This is a genomic window from Bradyrhizobium stylosanthis (assembly GCF_001641335.1).
Classification (GTDB): domain Bacteria; phylum Pseudomonadota; class Alphaproteobacteria; order Rhizobiales; family Xanthobacteraceae; genus Bradyrhizobium; species Bradyrhizobium stylosanthis.
In genome coordinates this window covers 398,826-414,546 of record NZ_LVEM01000006.1, presented here as the reverse complement: position 1 = coordinate 414,546, position 15,721 = coordinate 398,826, and the positions used below count along the sequence as shown (strand labels likewise).

15 protein-coding genes are annotated in these 15,721 nt (G+C 65.3%); 12 read left to right on the top strand and 3 right to left on the bottom strand.

Annotated features, from left to right (window positions below; translation table 11 throughout):
- Nucleotides 1-399: 399 nt before the first annotated feature.
- A complete protein-coding gene (gene cysC / locus A7X65_RS36430) occupies nucleotides 400-2,316 on the bottom strand; it encodes an adenylyl-sulfate kinase (protein WP_063694215.1) in 1,917 nt (638 codons plus the stop codon).
- A 21-nt stretch (nucleotides 2,317-2,337) separates the two neighbouring features.
- Nucleotides 2,338-3,132, bottom strand: coding sequence for a sulfate adenylyltransferase subunit CysD (gene cysD / locus A7X65_RS36425; RefSeq protein WP_063694214.1), 795 nt, complete (start codon nucleotides 3,130-3,132; stop codon nucleotides 2,338-2,340).
- Between the two features lie 236 nt (nucleotides 3,133-3,368).
- Here cysD and cysG point away from each other — a divergent pair, with 236 nt between their 5' ends.
- From cysG to A7X65_RS36365, 12 genes are all read left to right on the top strand, one after another.
- A complete protein-coding gene (cysG, locus tag A7X65_RS36420) occupies nucleotides 3,369-4,793 on the top strand; it encodes a siroheme synthase CysG (protein ID WP_063694213.1) in 1,425 nt (474 codons plus the stop codon).
- Nucleotides 4,790-5,104 (top strand): DUF2849 domain-containing protein, encoded by a 315-nt coding sequence (locus A7X65_RS36415; protein WP_063694212.1) that lies wholly within the window; start codon nucleotides 4,790-4,792, stop codon nucleotides 5,102-5,104. The genes cysG and A7X65_RS36415 overlap by 4 nt, the downstream gene beginning before the upstream one ends.
- An 11-nt stretch (nucleotides 5,105-5,115) precedes the next feature.
- Nucleotides 5,116-6,771 carry a nitrite/sulfite reductase gene (locus A7X65_RS36410; protein WP_063694211.1) on the top strand — a complete coding sequence of 552 codons (1,656 nt, stop codon included), beginning with the start codon at nucleotides 5,116-5,118 and terminating at the stop codon, nucleotides 6,769-6,771.
- A complete protein-coding gene (locus tag A7X65_RS36405; RefSeq protein WP_063694210.1) occupies nucleotides 6,758-7,273 on the top strand; it encodes a DUF934 domain-containing protein in 516 nt (171 codons plus the stop codon). The genes A7X65_RS36410 and A7X65_RS36405 overlap by 14 nt, the downstream gene beginning before the upstream one ends.
- Nucleotides 7,270-8,001: a phosphoadenylyl-sulfate reductase gene (locus tag A7X65_RS36400; RefSeq protein WP_063694209.1), complete on the top strand. Its 732-nt coding sequence runs from the start codon at nucleotides 7,270-7,272 to the stop codon at nucleotides 7,999-8,001. The genes A7X65_RS36405 and A7X65_RS36400 overlap by 4 nt, the downstream gene beginning before the upstream one ends.
- A gap of 112 nt (nucleotides 8,002-8,113) precedes the next feature.
- Complete coding sequence (locus A7X65_RS36395) at nucleotides 8,114-9,115, top strand: sulfate ABC transporter substrate-binding protein (protein ID WP_145668315.1); 1,002 nt, start codon at nucleotides 8,114-8,116, stop codon at nucleotides 9,113-9,115.
- Nucleotides 9,116-9,148: 33 nt separating this feature from the next.
- Nucleotides 9,149-9,985 carry a sulfate ABC transporter permease subunit CysT gene (gene cysT, locus A7X65_RS36390; protein ID WP_082885187.1) on the top strand — a complete coding sequence of 279 codons (837 nt, stop codon included), beginning with the start codon at nucleotides 9,149-9,151 and terminating at the stop codon, nucleotides 9,983-9,985.
- A gap of 11 nt (nucleotides 9,986-9,996) precedes the next feature.
- Nucleotides 9,997-10,914, top strand: coding sequence for a sulfate ABC transporter permease subunit CysW (gene cysW / locus A7X65_RS36385; protein ID WP_063694207.1), 918 nt, complete (start codon nucleotides 9,997-9,999; stop codon nucleotides 10,912-10,914).
- A complete protein-coding gene (locus A7X65_RS36380) occupies nucleotides 10,904-11,938 on the top strand; it encodes a sulfate/molybdate ABC transporter ATP-binding protein (RefSeq protein ID WP_063694206.1) in 1,035 nt (344 codons plus the stop codon). The genes cysW and A7X65_RS36380 overlap by 11 nt, the downstream gene beginning before the upstream one ends.
- A gap of 99 nt (nucleotides 11,939-12,037) precedes the next feature.
- Complete coding sequence (locus A7X65_RS36375) at nucleotides 12,038-12,538, top strand: CAP domain-containing protein (RefSeq protein WP_063694205.1); 501 nt, start codon at nucleotides 12,038-12,040, stop codon at nucleotides 12,536-12,538.
- Nucleotides 12,539-12,616: 78 nt separating this feature from the next.
- On the top strand, nucleotides 12,617-13,792 hold the full coding sequence (locus tag A7X65_RS36370; RefSeq protein ID WP_063694204.1) for a DUF3734 domain-containing protein: 1,176 nt from the start codon (nucleotides 12,617-12,619) through the stop codon (nucleotides 13,790-13,792).
- Between the two features lies 1 nt (nucleotide 13,793).
- Nucleotides 13,794-14,582 (top strand): 3-hydroxybutyrate dehydrogenase, encoded by a 789-nt coding sequence (locus A7X65_RS36365; RefSeq protein ID WP_063694203.1) that lies wholly within the window; start codon nucleotides 13,794-13,796, stop codon nucleotides 14,580-14,582.
- A gap of 153 nt (nucleotides 14,583-14,735) precedes the next feature.
- On the opposite strand, the gene A7X65_RS36360 is transcribed toward A7X65_RS36365, so the two are convergent.
- Nucleotides 14,736-15,560, bottom strand: a complete 825-nt coding sequence (locus tag A7X65_RS36360) for a sulfite exporter TauE/SafE family protein (protein WP_063694202.1) — start codon at nucleotides 15,558-15,560, stop codon at nucleotides 14,736-14,738.
- Nucleotides 15,561-15,721: the final 161 nt, after the last annotated feature.

Sequence of the window (15,721 nt, the reverse complement as noted above, 5' to 3'; positions counted from 1 at the left end):
GGGGGCGGCTTTCGGGACCTATTAGCCCCAAAATCGGGGCGGTGAGAAGACCCCCAAAGGTCTGTCAAAATGTCAAGAAGAGGTGAGGGCGTGACGCTTTTTACAAGCGCGGTCCCGCCCAACTTGATCGAGCCCAAATCCGCGCCACGCGCGCAACCGCGCCCCCTCCCCTTGCGGGGGAGGGCATCGCGTGTGCGGCAGAATGTGGAGGGACGCTCGGCCCGCGGCCATCCTTCGAGACGCCCGCCTTCGGCGGGCCCTCAGGATGAGGGCGGAGTATGTGGCAGCAATTCCAGCAAGCTGAGCTGCGGCTTAGCCTCATCCTGAGGAGACCGCGCAGCGGTCGTCTCGAAGGACGAGGCGTTCGCTCGGACCCGCCCCGCAAGGGGGCGGCGTGCCTTAGATATTCGCGGCGAGGTCCACGACTTCGTCGAACAGCACGCCCGAGGTCTTCAGCATCTGCTCGATCTCGTCTGCTGCCTCGGCGACCGTCCGCTTCGACGTGTCGATCACGAGCTCGGCGGCCTCAGGCCGCTCGTAGTCGTTGCCGATGCCGGTGAACGAGGCCAGCGCGCCGGCTCTGGCCTTCTTGTAGTGGCCCTTGGGATCGCGCTCCTCGCACACCTCGGCCGGTGTCGCGACATGAACCTCGCGGAACGCGGTGTCGGCGATGCGGCGCGCGGTGGCGCGGTCCTCGCGCGCCGGCGAGACGGCGGCGACGATCGCGATGTGGCCGTTGCGGGCGAGGTGCGTCGCGACTTCGGCGAGGCGGCGGATGTTCTCGCTGCGGTCAGTGGCGGAGAAGCCGAGATCGCTGTTGAGGCCTGCGCGCAGCGTGTCGCCGTCGAGCAGGATCGGCGACCCGCCATTGGTGAACAGCCGCCGCTCCAGCGCCTTCGCCAGCGTCGACTTGCCGGAGGCCGGCAGGCCGGTGAGCCAGACCACGGCGCCGTTGTGCTGATAGCGCGCCGAGCGCTCGTCAGGCCGCAGTGCCGATTCCACCGGCACGATGTCGACCGGCACCGCACGCTGGCCGGCATCGACCGACAGCACGAGGCCGCCGCCGGCGATGCGCCCGGAGACCTCGATCACGAGGCGGCCGGTGCGCGGGTTCTCGGTGTAGGGATCGGTGGCAATCGGATTCGAAAGCGAGATGTCGATCTCGCCGACATGGTTGCGGCCGATCGCCTTGTTCTCGGAGCTCGACAGCTCGCCGGGATCGACCGCCTTCTCTATGGCGACGACGGTAGCGCGGCTTTCCTTCGGTCCGCAGCGGACCAGGAGCTGATCGCCCTTGGCGAGCGGCTTGTCGTGCAGCCAGAAGATACGCGCGCGCAGGCGGCGCGTCTCGCGCGGGGCGGTGCCGGCATGCGCGATGATGTCGCCGCGTTCGATGAACAATTCGCGGTCGAGCGTGATGCCGACCGAGCGGCCCGCGCCCTGCCGTCCCTCGACCGGCGTCGCCGGCCAGCTCTCGACGGTCTTGATCTTTGCGATCTTGCCGGCCGGCATGATCACGATCTCGTCGCCCGCGGTGAGGCTGCCGGATTCGATGCGGCCCGCGACGATGCGGCGGTCGTCGAACTTGTAGATCGCCTGCACGGGCAAACGCAGCGCCAGCGCTTCGAGCGGACGCGCCGGCTCAAGCTGGTCGAGCGCCTCGACCACGGTCGGGCCCTTGTACCAGCGGATGCGGTCGGTGCGCTCGGCAACGCCGTCGCCGTCGCGCGCGGAGATCGGGATCACGGCGGTCGGCGTCACGCCGAGGCCGTTGAGATGCGCGGAGATCTCGTCGCTGATCTCCTTGAAGCGGTCGGCCGAGAAGTCGACGCGGTCCATCTTGTTGACGACGACCGCGACCTGCTTCACGCCGAGCAGATGCAGGAGATAGCCGTGCCGCCGCGTCTGGTCGCGCACGCCTTCGAGCGCATCGATGATCAGCACCGCGCCGTCGGCCTGCGAGGCGCCGGTGATCATGTTGCGCAGGAATTCGGCATGGCCGGGCGCGTCGATCAGCACGATGTCGCGCGAATTGGTGCGGAAGCGGATCTGCGTGGTGTCGATGGTGATGCCCTGGTCGCGCTCGGTCTGCAGCGCGTCGAGCAGGAACGACCATTCGAACGGCATGCCGCGCCGCGCGCTGACGGCTTTCAGCATCTCGAGCTTGCCGTCGGGCAGGCTGCCGGTCTCGTGCAGGAGGCGGCCGACCAGCGTGGACTTGCCGTGGTCGACATGGCCGACGATGACGATGCGGACCTGCGGTCGCGTGGTGCCGTTCGGCGTCGCGGACGAAGAGGGGGTGACGATCATGTTCATATCGCGCTCGCGTCCTGGAGATCAGAGATAGCCGGCGACGCGAAGGCGCTCGAAGGCGTCCTCGGTCTCGTGGTCGAGCGCGCGTCCGGCACGCTCCGGCACCTTGGTCTGTTCGAGCTCGATCAGGATCTCGTCGATGGTCGACGCGGTCGAGTTCACGGGGTTGGTGATGTCCTGATCGCCCAGCGAGCGGTAGCGCTTGCCGTCTTTCGACAAATAGAGCGGGATGATCGGGATGTTCTCGCGCTTGGTATAGGCCCAGATGTCGGCCTCGGTCCAATGCAGAATCGGATGAATGCGCAAGTGCGCGCCTTGCGGCGGCGAGGCGTTGAAATGGTCCCAGAACTCAGGCGGCTGGTCGCGCACGTCCCAATTGCCTTCCAGGCCGCGCGGCGAGAACACGCGTTCCTTGGCGCGGGTCGCTTCCTCGTCGCGGCGGATGCCGGCGATCAGGCCGTCGAAGCCGTATTTGGCGAGCGCCATCTTGAGCCCTTCCGTCTTGCGCGCGGCGGAACGGGCGGCTGGCGGCAGCGTTGGGTCGACGGCATCGATGGGCGGGCAGGGCTCAACGCGCAGATCGAGTTCCCACTCCTTCCCGTAATGATCGCGGAAGCGATACATCTCCGGAAACTTCTTGCCGGTGTCGACGTGGAGGGCCGGGAACGGCATCTTTCCGAAGAATGCCTTCCGCGCCAGCCAGATCATGACGTTGGAGTCCTTGCCGAGCGACCACAGCAGGGCGATCTTCTTCAGACGGGCGAACGCCTCGCGAAAAATGTAGATGCTCTGCGCCTCGAGCTGGTCGAGATGGTCCATGCTGGGGGCGGTCAGCCCGACTGGAATTTGCTCGGAAACGGCGGGGCGGAAGTCCCGTCCATCTGCACCGGAATCGGTCCTGAGAAGATGCATCTCTGCCACTTTGCGTTTGGAGGCGAATTTTCTATAGTTGCGGTGCAGAAGAGAAGAAAAAATTTTCTCTTTGCGCGCTCGAAACGACACATATATAGAAAATAATTCCAGTCAACCCCGGATGTGGGGGAAGCGAGTATCGCATGCGGTTCTTGCCGGTGTTCCTCGATCTCAAGGCCGGTCCGGTGGTCCTCATCGGCGCGGGTGAGCTTTTGCGCGCAAAACTGCGCGTGCTCATTGCTGCCGGCGCGCGCCTTCGCGTGCATGCGATCGACGGCAATGATGATCTCGGCCTCGGCACCGACGCCGCCGCGCACATCGAAATCGCGGCCGGTGATCCGCTGACCGCCGACCTCTCGGGTGTCATCGCCATCGTCTGCGCCGGCGCGGGCGATGTCGGCGTTGCCATGTCGGTCCGCGCCAAGTCGCTCGGCCTGCCCGTCAACGTCATGGACGATCTCGAGCATTCCAGCTTCATCTTCCCGGCGATCGTCGATCGCGGCGACGTCGTGGTCGCGGTCGGCACCGGCGGCACCTCGCCGGTGGTGGCGCGCCGCGTGCGCGAGAAGATCGAGGCGCTGCTGCCGGCGCGCATCGGCGAGCTCGCCGAGTTCATCGGCGGCTTCCGCAAATCCATCAACGAGCGCATTGCCGAGTTTCCGCTGCGCCGCCGCTTCTGGGAGCGCGTCATCGACGGCCCGATCGGCGCCGCCGTGCTCGCCGGCCGTAAGGCCGAGGCGGACGCGTCGCTCAAGGCGATCGCCGATCCCTCCGATTTCGCACGCGCGGACAAGCCGGAAGGCTCGGTCGCGCTGGTGGGCGCAGGTCCCGGCGATCCTGACCTTCTCACCATCAAGGCGCTGCGCGCCCTTCAGGACGCCGATATCGTCTTCCACGACGAGCTGGTCTCGCCCGAAATTCTCGACCGCATCCGTCGCGATACCACGCGCGTGCCGGTCGGCCGCCGCGTCGGCAAGCCGGGCATCGGCCAGGACGCCATCAACAAGCGCATGATCGAGGCCGCGCAATCCGGCCAGCGCGTGGTGCGGCTGAAGGGCGGTGATCCCTTCGTGTTCGGCCGCGGCGGCGAGGAAGTCGAAGCGCTGCGCGCAGCGGGCATTTCCTATTCGATCATCCCCGGCATCACCGCAGGGCTCGGCGGCGCAGCCGATTTCGAGGTGCCGCTCACCTATCGTCACGAAGCGACCCGCATCACCTTCCTCACCGCGCACAAGGCGCGCGACGCGGAAGCCGTGGACTGGTCGACGCTGACCGACACCAGGATGACCGTCGTGGTCTATATGGGCATGACCGCGGCGCCCGCGGTTCGCGCCGGCCTGTTCGCAGCCGGCCGCTCGCCGGAGACCCCGGTCGGCGTCTTCGCCCGCGTCACGCGGCCCGACGCGCAAGGCGCGATCGGCACGCTGCGTGACCTGCCCGAGCTCGTGCGGCGGACCCAAGGCGGTCCCGCCATCCTCATCATCGGCGACGTGGTCCGGCATGCCGGCTCGCTTCGCCGCCAAACACCCAAACAAATCATCTCTGACCTCCTGGATGCTGCCGAATGACCTCCCCACTGCAACAGAAAATCAAGATCGCCGGTCCCTCCATCGTGACCGCCAACCGCACCTGGGACGGCATTGTCGTCTACCGCACGGCCGACAAGGGCTGGTCGGCGGAACTGGCCGATGCCGCAATCGTGCGCAACTCCGACGAGGCGAAGGCGTTGCTTGCCGAGGCCGTTGCCGATGACGTCGGCGCGATCGGTCCCTATATCGCGCCGGTGGAGCTCGGCGACGACGGTGCGATCAAGCCGGGCAATCTGCGCGAACAGATCCGCAAGGCCGGCGTCACCATCGAGCTGCCGGCTCAGGGTTAAGGCACTCTTCAATGTACGCTTACGACGAAATCGACCGCACGCTTGTCAACGAGCGCGTCTCGGAATTCCGCGACCAGGTGCAGCGCCGCCTCTCGGGCGAACTCACCGAGGACGAATTCAAGATGCTGCGCCTGCAGAACGGCGTCTATCTGCAGCTGCACGCCTACATGTTCCGCGTCGCGATCCCCTATGGGACGCTGGCGACGAACCAGTTGCGGGCGCTCGCCCATGTCGCGCGCAAATACGACCGCGGCTACGGCCATTTCACCACGCGGCAGAACATCCAGTTCAACTGGATCAAGCTGTCGGACCTGCCGGACGCGCTGGCCGATCTCGCCGAAGTCGGCATCCATGCGATGCAGACTTCCGGCAACAACATGCGCAACGTCACCTCGGATCAGTGGGCCGGCGTCGCGCCCGGCGAGATCGAGGATCCCCGCATCTGGTCGGAGCTGATCCGCCAGCACACGACGCTGCATCCGGAATTCTCGTTCCTGCCGCGCAAGTTCAAGATCGCCATCACCGCGTCGGACCATGACCGCGCCGCGATCAAGGTTCATGATATCGGCCTGCGCCTGATCAAGAACGAGAAGGGCGAGACCGGCTTCGAAGTGCTGGTCGGTGGCGGCCTCGGCCGCACGCCGTTCATCGGCAAGACCATCAAGCATTTCGTCCATGGCCGCGATCTCCTCAGCTATATCGAGGCGATCCTGCGCGTCTACAATCAGTACGGACGCCGCGACAACATCTACAAGGCGCGCATCAAGATCCTGGTGCACGAGCTCGGCATCGAGAAATTCTCCCGCGAGGTCGAGGAGGAGTGGCAGCACCTTCGCAACTCCTCGCTCCAGATCGACGACGAGGTGATCGAGGACATCCGCTCGCGCTTCATCTACCCGACCTACGAGAAGCTGCCGCACATGCCGGACGAGCTGCGGCAGGCCGCGGCCGATCCCGAGTTCGAAGCCTGGCGCAAGAACTCGGTGGCCCCGCACAAGGTGCAGGGCTATTCCATCGTCACGATCTCGCTCAAGCCGATCGGCGCGCCTCCCGGCGACGCCACGGCCGATCAGATGGATGCGCTCGCCGATCTCGCCGACAAATATTCCTTCGGCGAGATCCGCGTCGGCCACGAGCAGAACCTCGCGCTGCCGCATGTCGCCAAGCGCGACCTGCCGGCGCTGTGGAAGGCGCTCGACAAGCTTGGCCTGGCGACACCGAACGTCAACCTGATCACCGACATCATCGCCTGTCCGGGCCTCGACTATTGCTCGCTGGCGAATGCGCGCTCGATCCCGATCGCGCAGGAGCTGACGCGGCGCTTCGCCAATCACGAGCTGGCCAATCTGATCGGCCGTCTCCACATCAACATCTCCGGCTGCATCAATGCCTGCGGCCATCACCATGTCGGGCATATCGGCATTCTCGGCGTCGAGAAGAACGGCGAGGAGGTCTACCAGATCACCATCGGCGGCCGTGCCGACGAGAATGCCGCGCTCGGCAATCTGATCGGCCCCGGCGTCAAGTTCGACGAGGTCGCCGACGTCGTCGAGGACATTGTCGAGGCTTATCTGGCGCTGCGCGAGCGGCCGGAGGAGCTGTTCGTCGAGACGGTGAAGCGTCTCGGCGTCGAACCCTTCAAGGAGCGCGTCTATGCCACTCGTTAACGGCGGAAAAATCGCCGACGACAGCTTCGTCAAGCTGGCCGTCGACACGCCGCTGCCCGAGGGCGGCGACATCCTGGTGCCGGCCGAGCGTTTCCTCGGCGAGGCCGAGGCGCTGCTCAAGCGTGGTGGCAAGATCGGTGTGATCTGGCCGAACAACCGCGACATCGCCGAGCTGGTGCCGTATCTCGGCAAGATCGCCGTGGTCGCGCTGGTGTTCCCGAGCTTCCGCGACGGGCGTGCCTACAGCCAGGCGCGGCTGCTGCGCGAGCGTTACAACTATCGCGGCGAGTTGCGCGCCACGGGTCAGGTGCTGCGCGACCAGTTCGTGTTCATGCTGCGTGCCGGCTTCGATTCCTTCGAGGTCAAGAAGCAGGCCGACGCGGAAGCCTTCATGCAGACCGCAAAGCGCTATTCGGTGTTCTACCAGCCGACCGGCGACGGCCGCATCACGGCGCTGCACCGGCGCATGCAGCTGCGTCACTCCGAAGGTGTCGGCACGTGAACGCGATCGCGCCCCAGGTTTCATCGGTGCCAGCCTCTGCGCTGCCTTCCGCGGCGAAGCTTGATCGCGCCTTGCGCGATGCTTCGCCTGCGGAGGTCATCGCGGCGGCGCTGAAGACCGTCGGGCGCGAGAAGCTGGCGTTGGTGTCGTCCTTCGGCATGGAATCGGCAACGCTGCTCAAGGTGATGGCGGATGTCGATCCTGCGATCCCCGTGATCTTCCTCGACACCGGCTGGCTGTTCGAGGAGACGCTGGCCTATCGCGACACGTTGATCGCGACGCTGGGCCTCAAGGATGTCCGCTCGATCAAGCCGGCCGAGGAGACGCTGTCGGCCGAAGATCCCGACCGCGATCTCTGGTTCTCCGATCCCGACGCCTGCTGCCGCATTCGTAAAGTGGAGCCGCTGGCACGTGCGCTGAAACCGTTCGATGCCTGGCTCAACGGTCGCAAGCGCTTCCAGGGAAATGCGCGCGCCGATATTCCCGTCGTCGAGGATGACGGTGCGCGGTTGAAGTTCAATCCCTTCGCCAACGTCTCGCGTGAGGAACTCGAGGCGATCTTCGTCCGCGCCAAATTGCCGCGTCATCCACTTGCGGCGTCCGGTTTTCGCTCGGTTGGGTGTATGCCTTGTACGAGCAGAACGGCCGAAGGCGAGGATGAGCGCGCGGGTCGCTGGCGCGGCCGGGCCAAGACAGAATGCGGCATTCACACGATGAAGACTTCGTAGCACAGCCGCGCTGCCCCGCTTCAAACAAGAAAATCCGGTTCCGTTGACTTGAGAGTGTTTCGCCACGAGTTTCGCCTGCATGTCTTCGCCGACATTGACGTCGTCGGAGTGAATGGAGATGGACATGATGCGCCGTATCGTTCCGCTCGCTGCAGGACTCCTCTGGGCAAGCTCGGCTCTCGCCGCTGACATCAATCTTTTGAACGTGTCGTACGATCCGACGCGCGAGCTCTATGTCGAGTTCAACAAGGCATTCGCGACCGCCTACCAGAAGGAAACGGGCAAGAGCGTCGAGATCAAGCAGTCGCATGGCGGCAGCGGCTCGCAGGCGCGTGCGGTGATCGACGGGTTGCAGGCCGATGTGGTGACGCTGGCGCTCGCCTATGACATCGACGCCGTCGCGAACAAGGGTCTCACCGCGGCCGACTGGCAGAGGCGTCTGCCGCAGAATTCGTCCCCCTACACCTCGACCATCGTCTTCCTGGTACGCAAGGGCAATCCCAAGGGCATCAAGGACTGGGACGATTTGCTCAAGCCGGGCGTCGCCGTGATCACGCCGAACCCGAAGACCTCGGGCGGTGCACGCTGGAATTATCTGGCGGCCTGGGGCTTCGCGCAGAAGAAGTACGGCTCGGCCGACAAGGCCAAGGAGTTCGTCGGCAAGCTGTTCCAGCAGGTCCCGGTGCTCGACACCGGCGCGCGTGGCGCCACCGTCACCTTCGTCGAGCGCGGCGTCGGCGACGTGCTGCTCGCCTGGGAGAACGAGGCCTATCTCGCGCTCAAGGAATTCGGCCCCGAGAAATTCCAGATCGTGGCACCGCCGCTGTCGATCCTCGCCGAGCCGCCGGTCGCGATCGTCGACAAGGTTGCCGATAAAAAAGGCACCCGCAATGCGGCCGACGCCTACCTCCAGTACTGGTACACCAAGGAGGGCCAGGAGATTGCCGCGCGCAACTTCTACCGTCCGCGCGATGCGGAGATCGCCAAAAAGTACGAGAATTCCTTTGCCAAGGTCGAGCTGTTCACGATCGACGACGTTTTCGGCGGCTGGACCAAGGCGCAGCGGGAACATTTTGCCGACGGCGGCGTCTTTGATCAGATCTACAAGAACTGATCGGGCGCCGTCGGAGGGGCAACAGGGGGCCTGGTGAGCGCACTCGCAGCACGACGCCGGACATTGCCGGGCTTCGGTCTCACCATGGGACTGACGCTTTCCTGGCTGTCCATCATCATCCTGATTCCGCTCGCCGGCCTGTTCCTGAAATCGTTCGAGCTCAGCCCCGAGCAGTTCTGGAACATCCTCTCCAGCCGCCGCACCCTGAACGCGCTTCGTGTGTCCTTCGGGCTCGCTTTCGCGGCGGCCTGCGTCAATCTGGTGATGGGCAGCGTCATCGTCTGGGCGCTGGTGCGCTACCGCTTTCCCGGCCGTCGCATCTTCGATGCCATCGTCGACGTGCCGTTCGCGCTGCCGACGGCGGTGGCCGGCGTCGCGCTGACCGCGCTGTTCGCCGAGAAGGGCTGGCTGGGAGCGCCGCTTGCCGCGCTCGGCATCAAGGTGGCGTTCACGCCGGTCGGCATCTTCGTCGCCATGATCTTCATCGGTATCCCCTTCGTCGTCCGCACCGTGCAGCCGGTGCTCCAGGATCTCGATCCCGAGATCGAGGAGGCCGCGGGTAGCCTCGGGGCCAGCCGCTGGCAGACCATCATCCGCGTGATCCTGCCGTCGCTCGCGCCGGCGCTGCTCACGGGCCTCGCGCTCGCCTTCGCCCGCGCGGTCGGCGAATACGGCTCGGTGATCTTCATCGCCGGCAATCTGCCGAACGTCTCGGAGATTGCGCCGCTGCTGATCGTGATCCGCCTCTCTGAATTCCGCTATGCCGATGCGACCGCCATCGCGGTGGTCATGCTCGTCGTGTCCTTTGTCATCATCTTCGCCGTCAACCGGCTCCAGCGCTGGGCGCAGAGCCGGATCCCGGTGCGGTGAGGGAGGATGCGATGACGATGCAGATCGCAGATACGGTGTCGCTCTCGGCCTCCGACGCCAAGGCCCGTGAAAAGGCCCGTGCGGCGGCGGCACGCGACAGCCTCCGGACCGAGCCGCCCGCGGTGCGGATTGCCATCATCACGCTGGCGGTGCTGTTCCTCTCGGTCTTCGTCGTGCTGCCGCTGGTGGTGGTGTTCGCGCAGGCCTTCTCGAAGGGCGTCCTGGCCTATTTCGCCGCGCTCGCCGAGCCGGAGGCGATGGCGGCGATCAAGCTGACGTTGATCGTCGCCGCGATCTCGGTCGGCCTCAATCTCGTGTTCGGCCTCGTCGCCGCCTGGGCGATCGCGAAATTCGAATTCCCGGGCAAGACCTTCCTGATCACGTTGATCGACCTGCCGTTCTCGGTGAGCCCGGTGATCTCGGGCCTCGTCTTCGTGCTGCTGTTCGGCGCGCAGGGCTATTTCGGCAGCTGGCTGAGGGATCACGACATCCAGATCCTGTTCGCGGTGCCCGGCATCGCGCTCGCCACCACCTTCGTCACCTTCCCCTTCGTGGCGCGCGCGCTGATCCCGTTGATGCAGGAGCAGGGCACGCAGGAGGAGGAGGCCGCGATCTCGCTCGGCGCCTCGGGCCTGCAGACCTTCTTCCGCGTCACGCTGCCTAACATCAAATGGGGCGTGCTCTACGGCGTGCTGCTCTGCAATGCGCGTGCGATGGGCGAGTTCGGCGCGGTTTCGGTCGTCTCCGGCCACATCCGCGGCGAGACCAACACCATGCCGCTGCTGGTCGAGATCCTCTACAACGAATACCAATTCGTCGCCGCCTTCGCGATCGCCTCGCTGCTGGCGATGCTGGCGCTGATCACGCTGATTGCAAAGACCGTTCTCGAACGTCACCTCGACGAAGGACAAGACGTCAATGACCATTGAAGTCAAAAATCTCGTCAAGAAGTTCGGCAGCTTTGCCGCGCTCGACGGTGTCGACCTCAAGGTCGACAATGGCGAGCTGCTGGCGCTGCTCGGCCCCTCCGGCTCCGGCAAGACCACGCTGCTGCGGATCATCGCCGGTCTCGACTGGCCCGATTCCGGCGAAGTCTCCTTCAATGGCGAGGACGCGCTGGCGCAGGGCGCGCGCGAGCGCCACGTCGGCTTCGTGTTCCAGCACTACGCGCTGTTCCGCCACATGAGCGTGTTCGAGAACGTCGCCTTCGGCCTGCGCGTGCAGCCGCGCGCCGTCCGGAAGGACGAAGCGACCATCCGTGCGCGCGTCAAGGAGCTGCTCGACCTCGTGCAGCTCGACTGGCTCGCCGACCGTTATCCGAGCCAGCTCTCCGGCGGCCAGCGCCAGCGCATCGCGCTCGCCCGTGCGCTCGCGATCGAGCCGCGCATCCTTTTGCTGGACGAGCCCTTCGGTGCGCTCGATGCCAAGGTGCGGAAGGAGCTGCGCCGCTGGCTGCGCTCGCTGCATCACGAGATCAACGTGACCTCGATCTTCGTCACGCACGACCAGGAGGAGGCGCTGGAAGTCGCCAACCGCGTGGTGGTGATGGACAAGGGCCGGATCGAGCAGATCGGTTCGCCCGACGACGTCTATGAGAGCCCCGCGACGGCCTTCGTGCACGGCTTCATCGGCGAGTCCATCGAGCTGCCGGTCCAGGTCGATGGCGGCGTGATCAGGCTCGGCGACCGGCCGCTTCAGCTCGCGGCTGAGGGCCTGGCGCCTGGCGCGTCAAAGCTGTTCGTACGGCGACATGACATGCTGGTCGGCCCGGCCGGCAGCGGCGCCTTCGAGGGCGCGGTCCAGCATGTCCGCAATTTCGGCCCCGTGCAGCGGGCCGAAGTGGCGCTATCCGGCGGCGAAACCATCGAGATCGATGCCCCCCGCGACAAGGAACTCCGTGCCGGCGACACCATCGGCCTCAATCCCCGCCGCTACCGGATATTTGCGGGTTGAGGCCTGTCGCCCCGGGACGATAGCGACGATTTTCCTCAAAATTCACCTTTCAGCCACGGTTGGTATGCAACAACGGCCCCTCATTGGGGGCTCCTGACCATGCGCGCTGCGGCCGCAATTCTCATCATTTTGCTGCTCGCCGGCTGTGCTGGCAACGACGCGCCGGTCCAGCAGCCGTCGATGTATACCGACATGGCGGTCCCGGGCGCCAAGCTCGATGCTCAGGCGGCCGCGATCATGATCTCGCAATACCGCCAGAACAACATGCTCGGCGCCGTCGTGATCGACCCCGACCTGATGCGGCTTGCCGAATCCCAGTCGGGCGCCATGGCGGCCGCCAACAAGATGGACCATGACGTCCGCGCGCCGCTGGCCAAGCGGCTCGCCACCGGCGGCTATCCCGCGACCGTCGCGGTCGAGAACGTCTCGGCCGGCTATCATACGCTGGCGGAAGCGTTTTCCGGCTGGCGCGACTCGCCCCCGCACCGCGCCAACATGCTCAAGAGCGGTGTCACAAAATTGGGCATCGCGGCGAGCTATGCTCCGGGCACCAAGTACAAGGTGTTCTGGACCATGATCCTGGCCTCGACCGAGCGATAAGCCAGACTTGATCCCGGGATGCATTGACGCCGCGGCGGACTGTCGCCACGGTGGCGCGCCATTTGCTATTGTTCCCTTATGACAGATCATAGCCCGGAATCCGCCAGCGTCCCCGCGAATGCCCAAAGCGTCCTGGTCCTGCAGGGCGGCGGCGCGCTCGGCTCCTATCAGGCCGGCGCCTATCAGGCGCTGTGCGGCTACGGCTTCGAGCCGGAATGGGTCGCCGGCATCTCCATTGGCGCCATCAACGCCGCCATCATCGCCGGCAATGAGGGCCACACCCGCGTCAAGCGGCTGAAGGAATTCTGGGAGATGGTCTCGGCGCCGGTGCCGTGGAAGCCGGTCGGCAAGAGCGATCACAGCCGCGAGCTGTTCAACTCGACCAGCGCCGCGCTGATCGCGACCTTCGGCGTGCCCGGCTTTTTCGTTCCGCGCGTCCCGCCCGCGCCGATGTGGCCGCCGGGCCATCCCGAGGCGGAAAGCTATTACGACACCGCGCCGCTGAAGAAGACACTGGAGCGCCTGGTCGATTTCGACCGCATCAACGACCTCAAGACGCGCTTCTCGGTCGGCGCGGTCGGCGTCACATCGGGCAACTTCAAATATTTCGACAATTACGAGTTCAAGAAGCTCGGCAAGAAGATCGGCCCGGAGCACATCATGGCCTCCGGCGCGCTGCCGCCGGGCTTTCCGTCAGTGATCATCGACGGCGAGCACTATTGGGACGGCGGCATCGCCTCCAACACGCCGCTCGACTACGTGCTCGACGCCGAGCTCGCGCGCGACATGCTGATCTTCCAGGTCGACCTGTTTTCCGCGCGCGGCGATCTGCCGAACTCGCTGCTCGAAGCGACCGAGCGCGAGAAGGACATCCGCTTCTCCAGCCGTACGCGCATGAATACGGACAAGAACAAGCAGATTCACAATGCGCGCCGGGCCGTGCGCGACCTGATTTCCAAATTGCCCGATTATCTCAAGAACGACCCTTCCGTCGAATTCCTTGCCAAGGCATCTCGTGAGAGCACGGTCACCGTGGTGCACCTGATCTACCGCAGCAAGAACTACGAATCCTCGTCCAAGGACTACGACTTCTCGCATGTCGCCATGGTCGAGCATTGGGAAGCCGGCGTGCGCGACGTGCATCTGTCGATGCGTCACAAGGACTGGCTCGAGCAGCCGCAGTCCGGCGAGACCATGGTGACCTACGATCTCACGGGGGACGTCACCGCGCCCCCGCCAAAAAGGAGCGAATAACATGGGTACTCTGTCAGGCAAGAACGCCGTCGTGACCGGATCGACCAGCGGCATCGGGCTCGCCTACGCGCGTGCCTTTGCCGCTGCCGGAGCCAATGTCGTCATCAACGGCTTCGGCTCCCCTGAAGACATCGAGAAGGAGCGCGCCAAGATCGAGTCCGATTTCGGCGTCAAGGCGGTGTACTCGCCCGCCGACATGACCAAGCCGGCCGAGATCGCCGGCATGATCGCGCTCGGCGAGAAGTCGTTCGGCTCGGTCGACATCCTCGTCAACAATGCCGGCATCCAGTTCGTCTCGCCGATCGAGGAGTTCCCGGTCGAGAAGTGGGACCAGATCATCGCGATCAACCTGTCCTCGGCCTTCCACGCCATCCGCGCCGCCGTGCCCGGCATGAAGAAGAAGGGCTGGGGCCGCATCATTAACACCGCTTCGGCGCATTCGCTGGTCGCCTCGCCCTTCAAGTCGGCCTACGTCTCCGCTAAGCACGGCATCGCCGGCCTCACCAAGACGGTGGCGCTGGAAGTTGCGACCCACAAGATCACCTGCAACTGCATCAGCCCCGGCTATGTCTGGACCCCGCTGGTGGAGAAGCAGATCCCCGACACGATGAAGGCGCGCAACCTCACGCGCGAGCAGGTCATCAACGACGTTCTGCTCGACGCGCAGCCGACCAAGGAGTTCGTGACGTCCGAGCAGGTCGCGGCGCTGGCGCTGTTCCTGTGCGGCGACGATGCCGCGCAGATCACCGGCACCAATTTGTCGATCGACGGCGGCTGGACGGCGGAGTAAGGGCGCAGCCCTGTCTCCAGGACGACAGATCCGTGGGGTGGGCAAAGGCGCGAAAGCGCCGTGCCCACGCTCAGTACCTGATCGAAAAAGGTGGTGGGCACGCTTTCGCTTTGCCCACCCTACGAGAGCGAGGCTGAGGCAGCAGCCTCCCGCTCAATGCGTCCAGGCCAGCGCCGTCACGATGGCCGACGACAGGTTCAGCTCCGCGAACACGATCTTGCCGGCGACCACGAACAGCACGGTGGCAAGCGTCAGGCGCAGCACCGTTTCCGGGACGCGCGTTGCGCTGTAGCTGCCGACGATGATGCCGGGCAGCGAGCCCATGAGCAGCACGCCCATCAGACCCCAGTCCACGTCGCCCAGTGCCCAGTGCCCGATGCCGGCGACCAGCGTCAGCGGCACGGCATGGGCGATGTCGGAGCCGACGATCGTCGCCATCGGCAGGCGCGGATAGAGCATCAGCAGCACGGTCACGCCGACCGCGCCGGCGCCGACCGAGGAAATCGAGACGAGCACGCCGAGCACGATGCCGGTGACGACGGTCGCGATCGCCGTGGTGCGCTCGTCGACCTGCTCCAGTCTCCTGCGATAGCGCTCCATGATCGCCTTGCGGAAGATCAGCGAGGTCGCTGTGAGCAGTAGCGCGAAGCACAGCACGAGATTGACGAGGCTGCGCTCGGCATCGCTTTTCAGGTCGAGCTTCCACAGCACGAGCAGCGTCAGCGCGCTCGCCGGAATGCTGCCGCAGGCGAGCCGCAGCACCGCCGGCCAGTGCACGCTGCGCGACCAGCCATGCACCACGCTGCCGCCGGTCTTGGTGGCGGCGGCATAGAGCAGGTCGGTGCCGACAGCGGTGGAGGGGTGGACGCCGAACAGCAGGATCAGCAGCGGCGTCATCAACGAGCCGCCGCCCACGCCGGTCATCCCGACAAGCAGGCCGACGCCAAATCCGGAGGCCACATAGAGTGGATCGATCATGTCCAGGGAATCTTAGGTTTATCGCGTCGGTTGAGCAATATGACGTAGAATAAACTTTCCCTGAGGTGCAACTACTTGGATGGAATAAGAAAAATCATGCTGCCGACCCAGAATGAGCAGGAGTTTCGCCTCTTTTTGCAACTTCCGGCGAAACAGCCGTT

Coding starts and splice junctions, on each gene's coding strand:
- cysC (WP_063694215.1), bottom strand. CDS start 2,316: ATGAACATGATCGTCACCCCCTCTTCGTCCGCGACGCCGAACGGCACC.
- cysD (WP_063694214.1), bottom strand. CDS start 3,132: ATGGACCATCTCGACCAGCTCGAGGCGCAGAGCATCTACATTTTTCGC.
- cysG (WP_063694213.1), top strand. CDS start 3,369: ATGCGGTTCTTGCCGGTGTTCCTCGATCTCAAGGCCGGTCCGGTGGTC.
- A7X65_RS36415 (WP_063694212.1), top strand. CDS start 4,790: ATGACCTCCCCACTGCAACAGAAAATCAAGATCGCCGGTCCCTCCATC.
- A7X65_RS36410 (WP_063694211.1), top strand. CDS start 5,116: ATGTACGCTTACGACGAAATCGACCGCACGCTTGTCAACGAGCGCGTC.
- A7X65_RS36405 (WP_063694210.1), top strand. CDS start 6,758: ATGCCACTCGTTAACGGCGGAAAAATCGCCGACGACAGCTTCGTCAAG.
- A7X65_RS36395 (WP_145668315.1), top strand. CDS start 8,114: ATGGAGATGGACATGATGCGCCGTATCGTTCCGCTCGCTGCAGGACTC.
- cysW (WP_063694207.1), top strand. CDS start 9,997: ATGACGATGCAGATCGCAGATACGGTGTCGCTCTCGGCCTCCGACGCC.
- A7X65_RS36380 (WP_063694206.1), top strand. CDS start 10,904: ATGACCATTGAAGTCAAAAATCTCGTCAAGAAGTTCGGCAGCTTTGCC.
- A7X65_RS36375 (WP_063694205.1), top strand. CDS start 12,038: ATGCGCGCTGCGGCCGCAATTCTCATCATTTTGCTGCTCGCCGGCTGT.
- A7X65_RS36370 (WP_063694204.1), top strand. CDS start 12,617: ATGACAGATCATAGCCCGGAATCCGCCAGCGTCCCCGCGAATGCCCAA.
- A7X65_RS36365 (WP_063694203.1), top strand. CDS start 13,794: ATGGGTACTCTGTCAGGCAAGAACGCCGTCGTGACCGGATCGACCAGC.
- A7X65_RS36360 (WP_063694202.1), bottom strand. CDS start 15,560: ATGATCGATCCACTCTATGTGGCCTCCGGATTTGGCGTCGGCCTGCTT.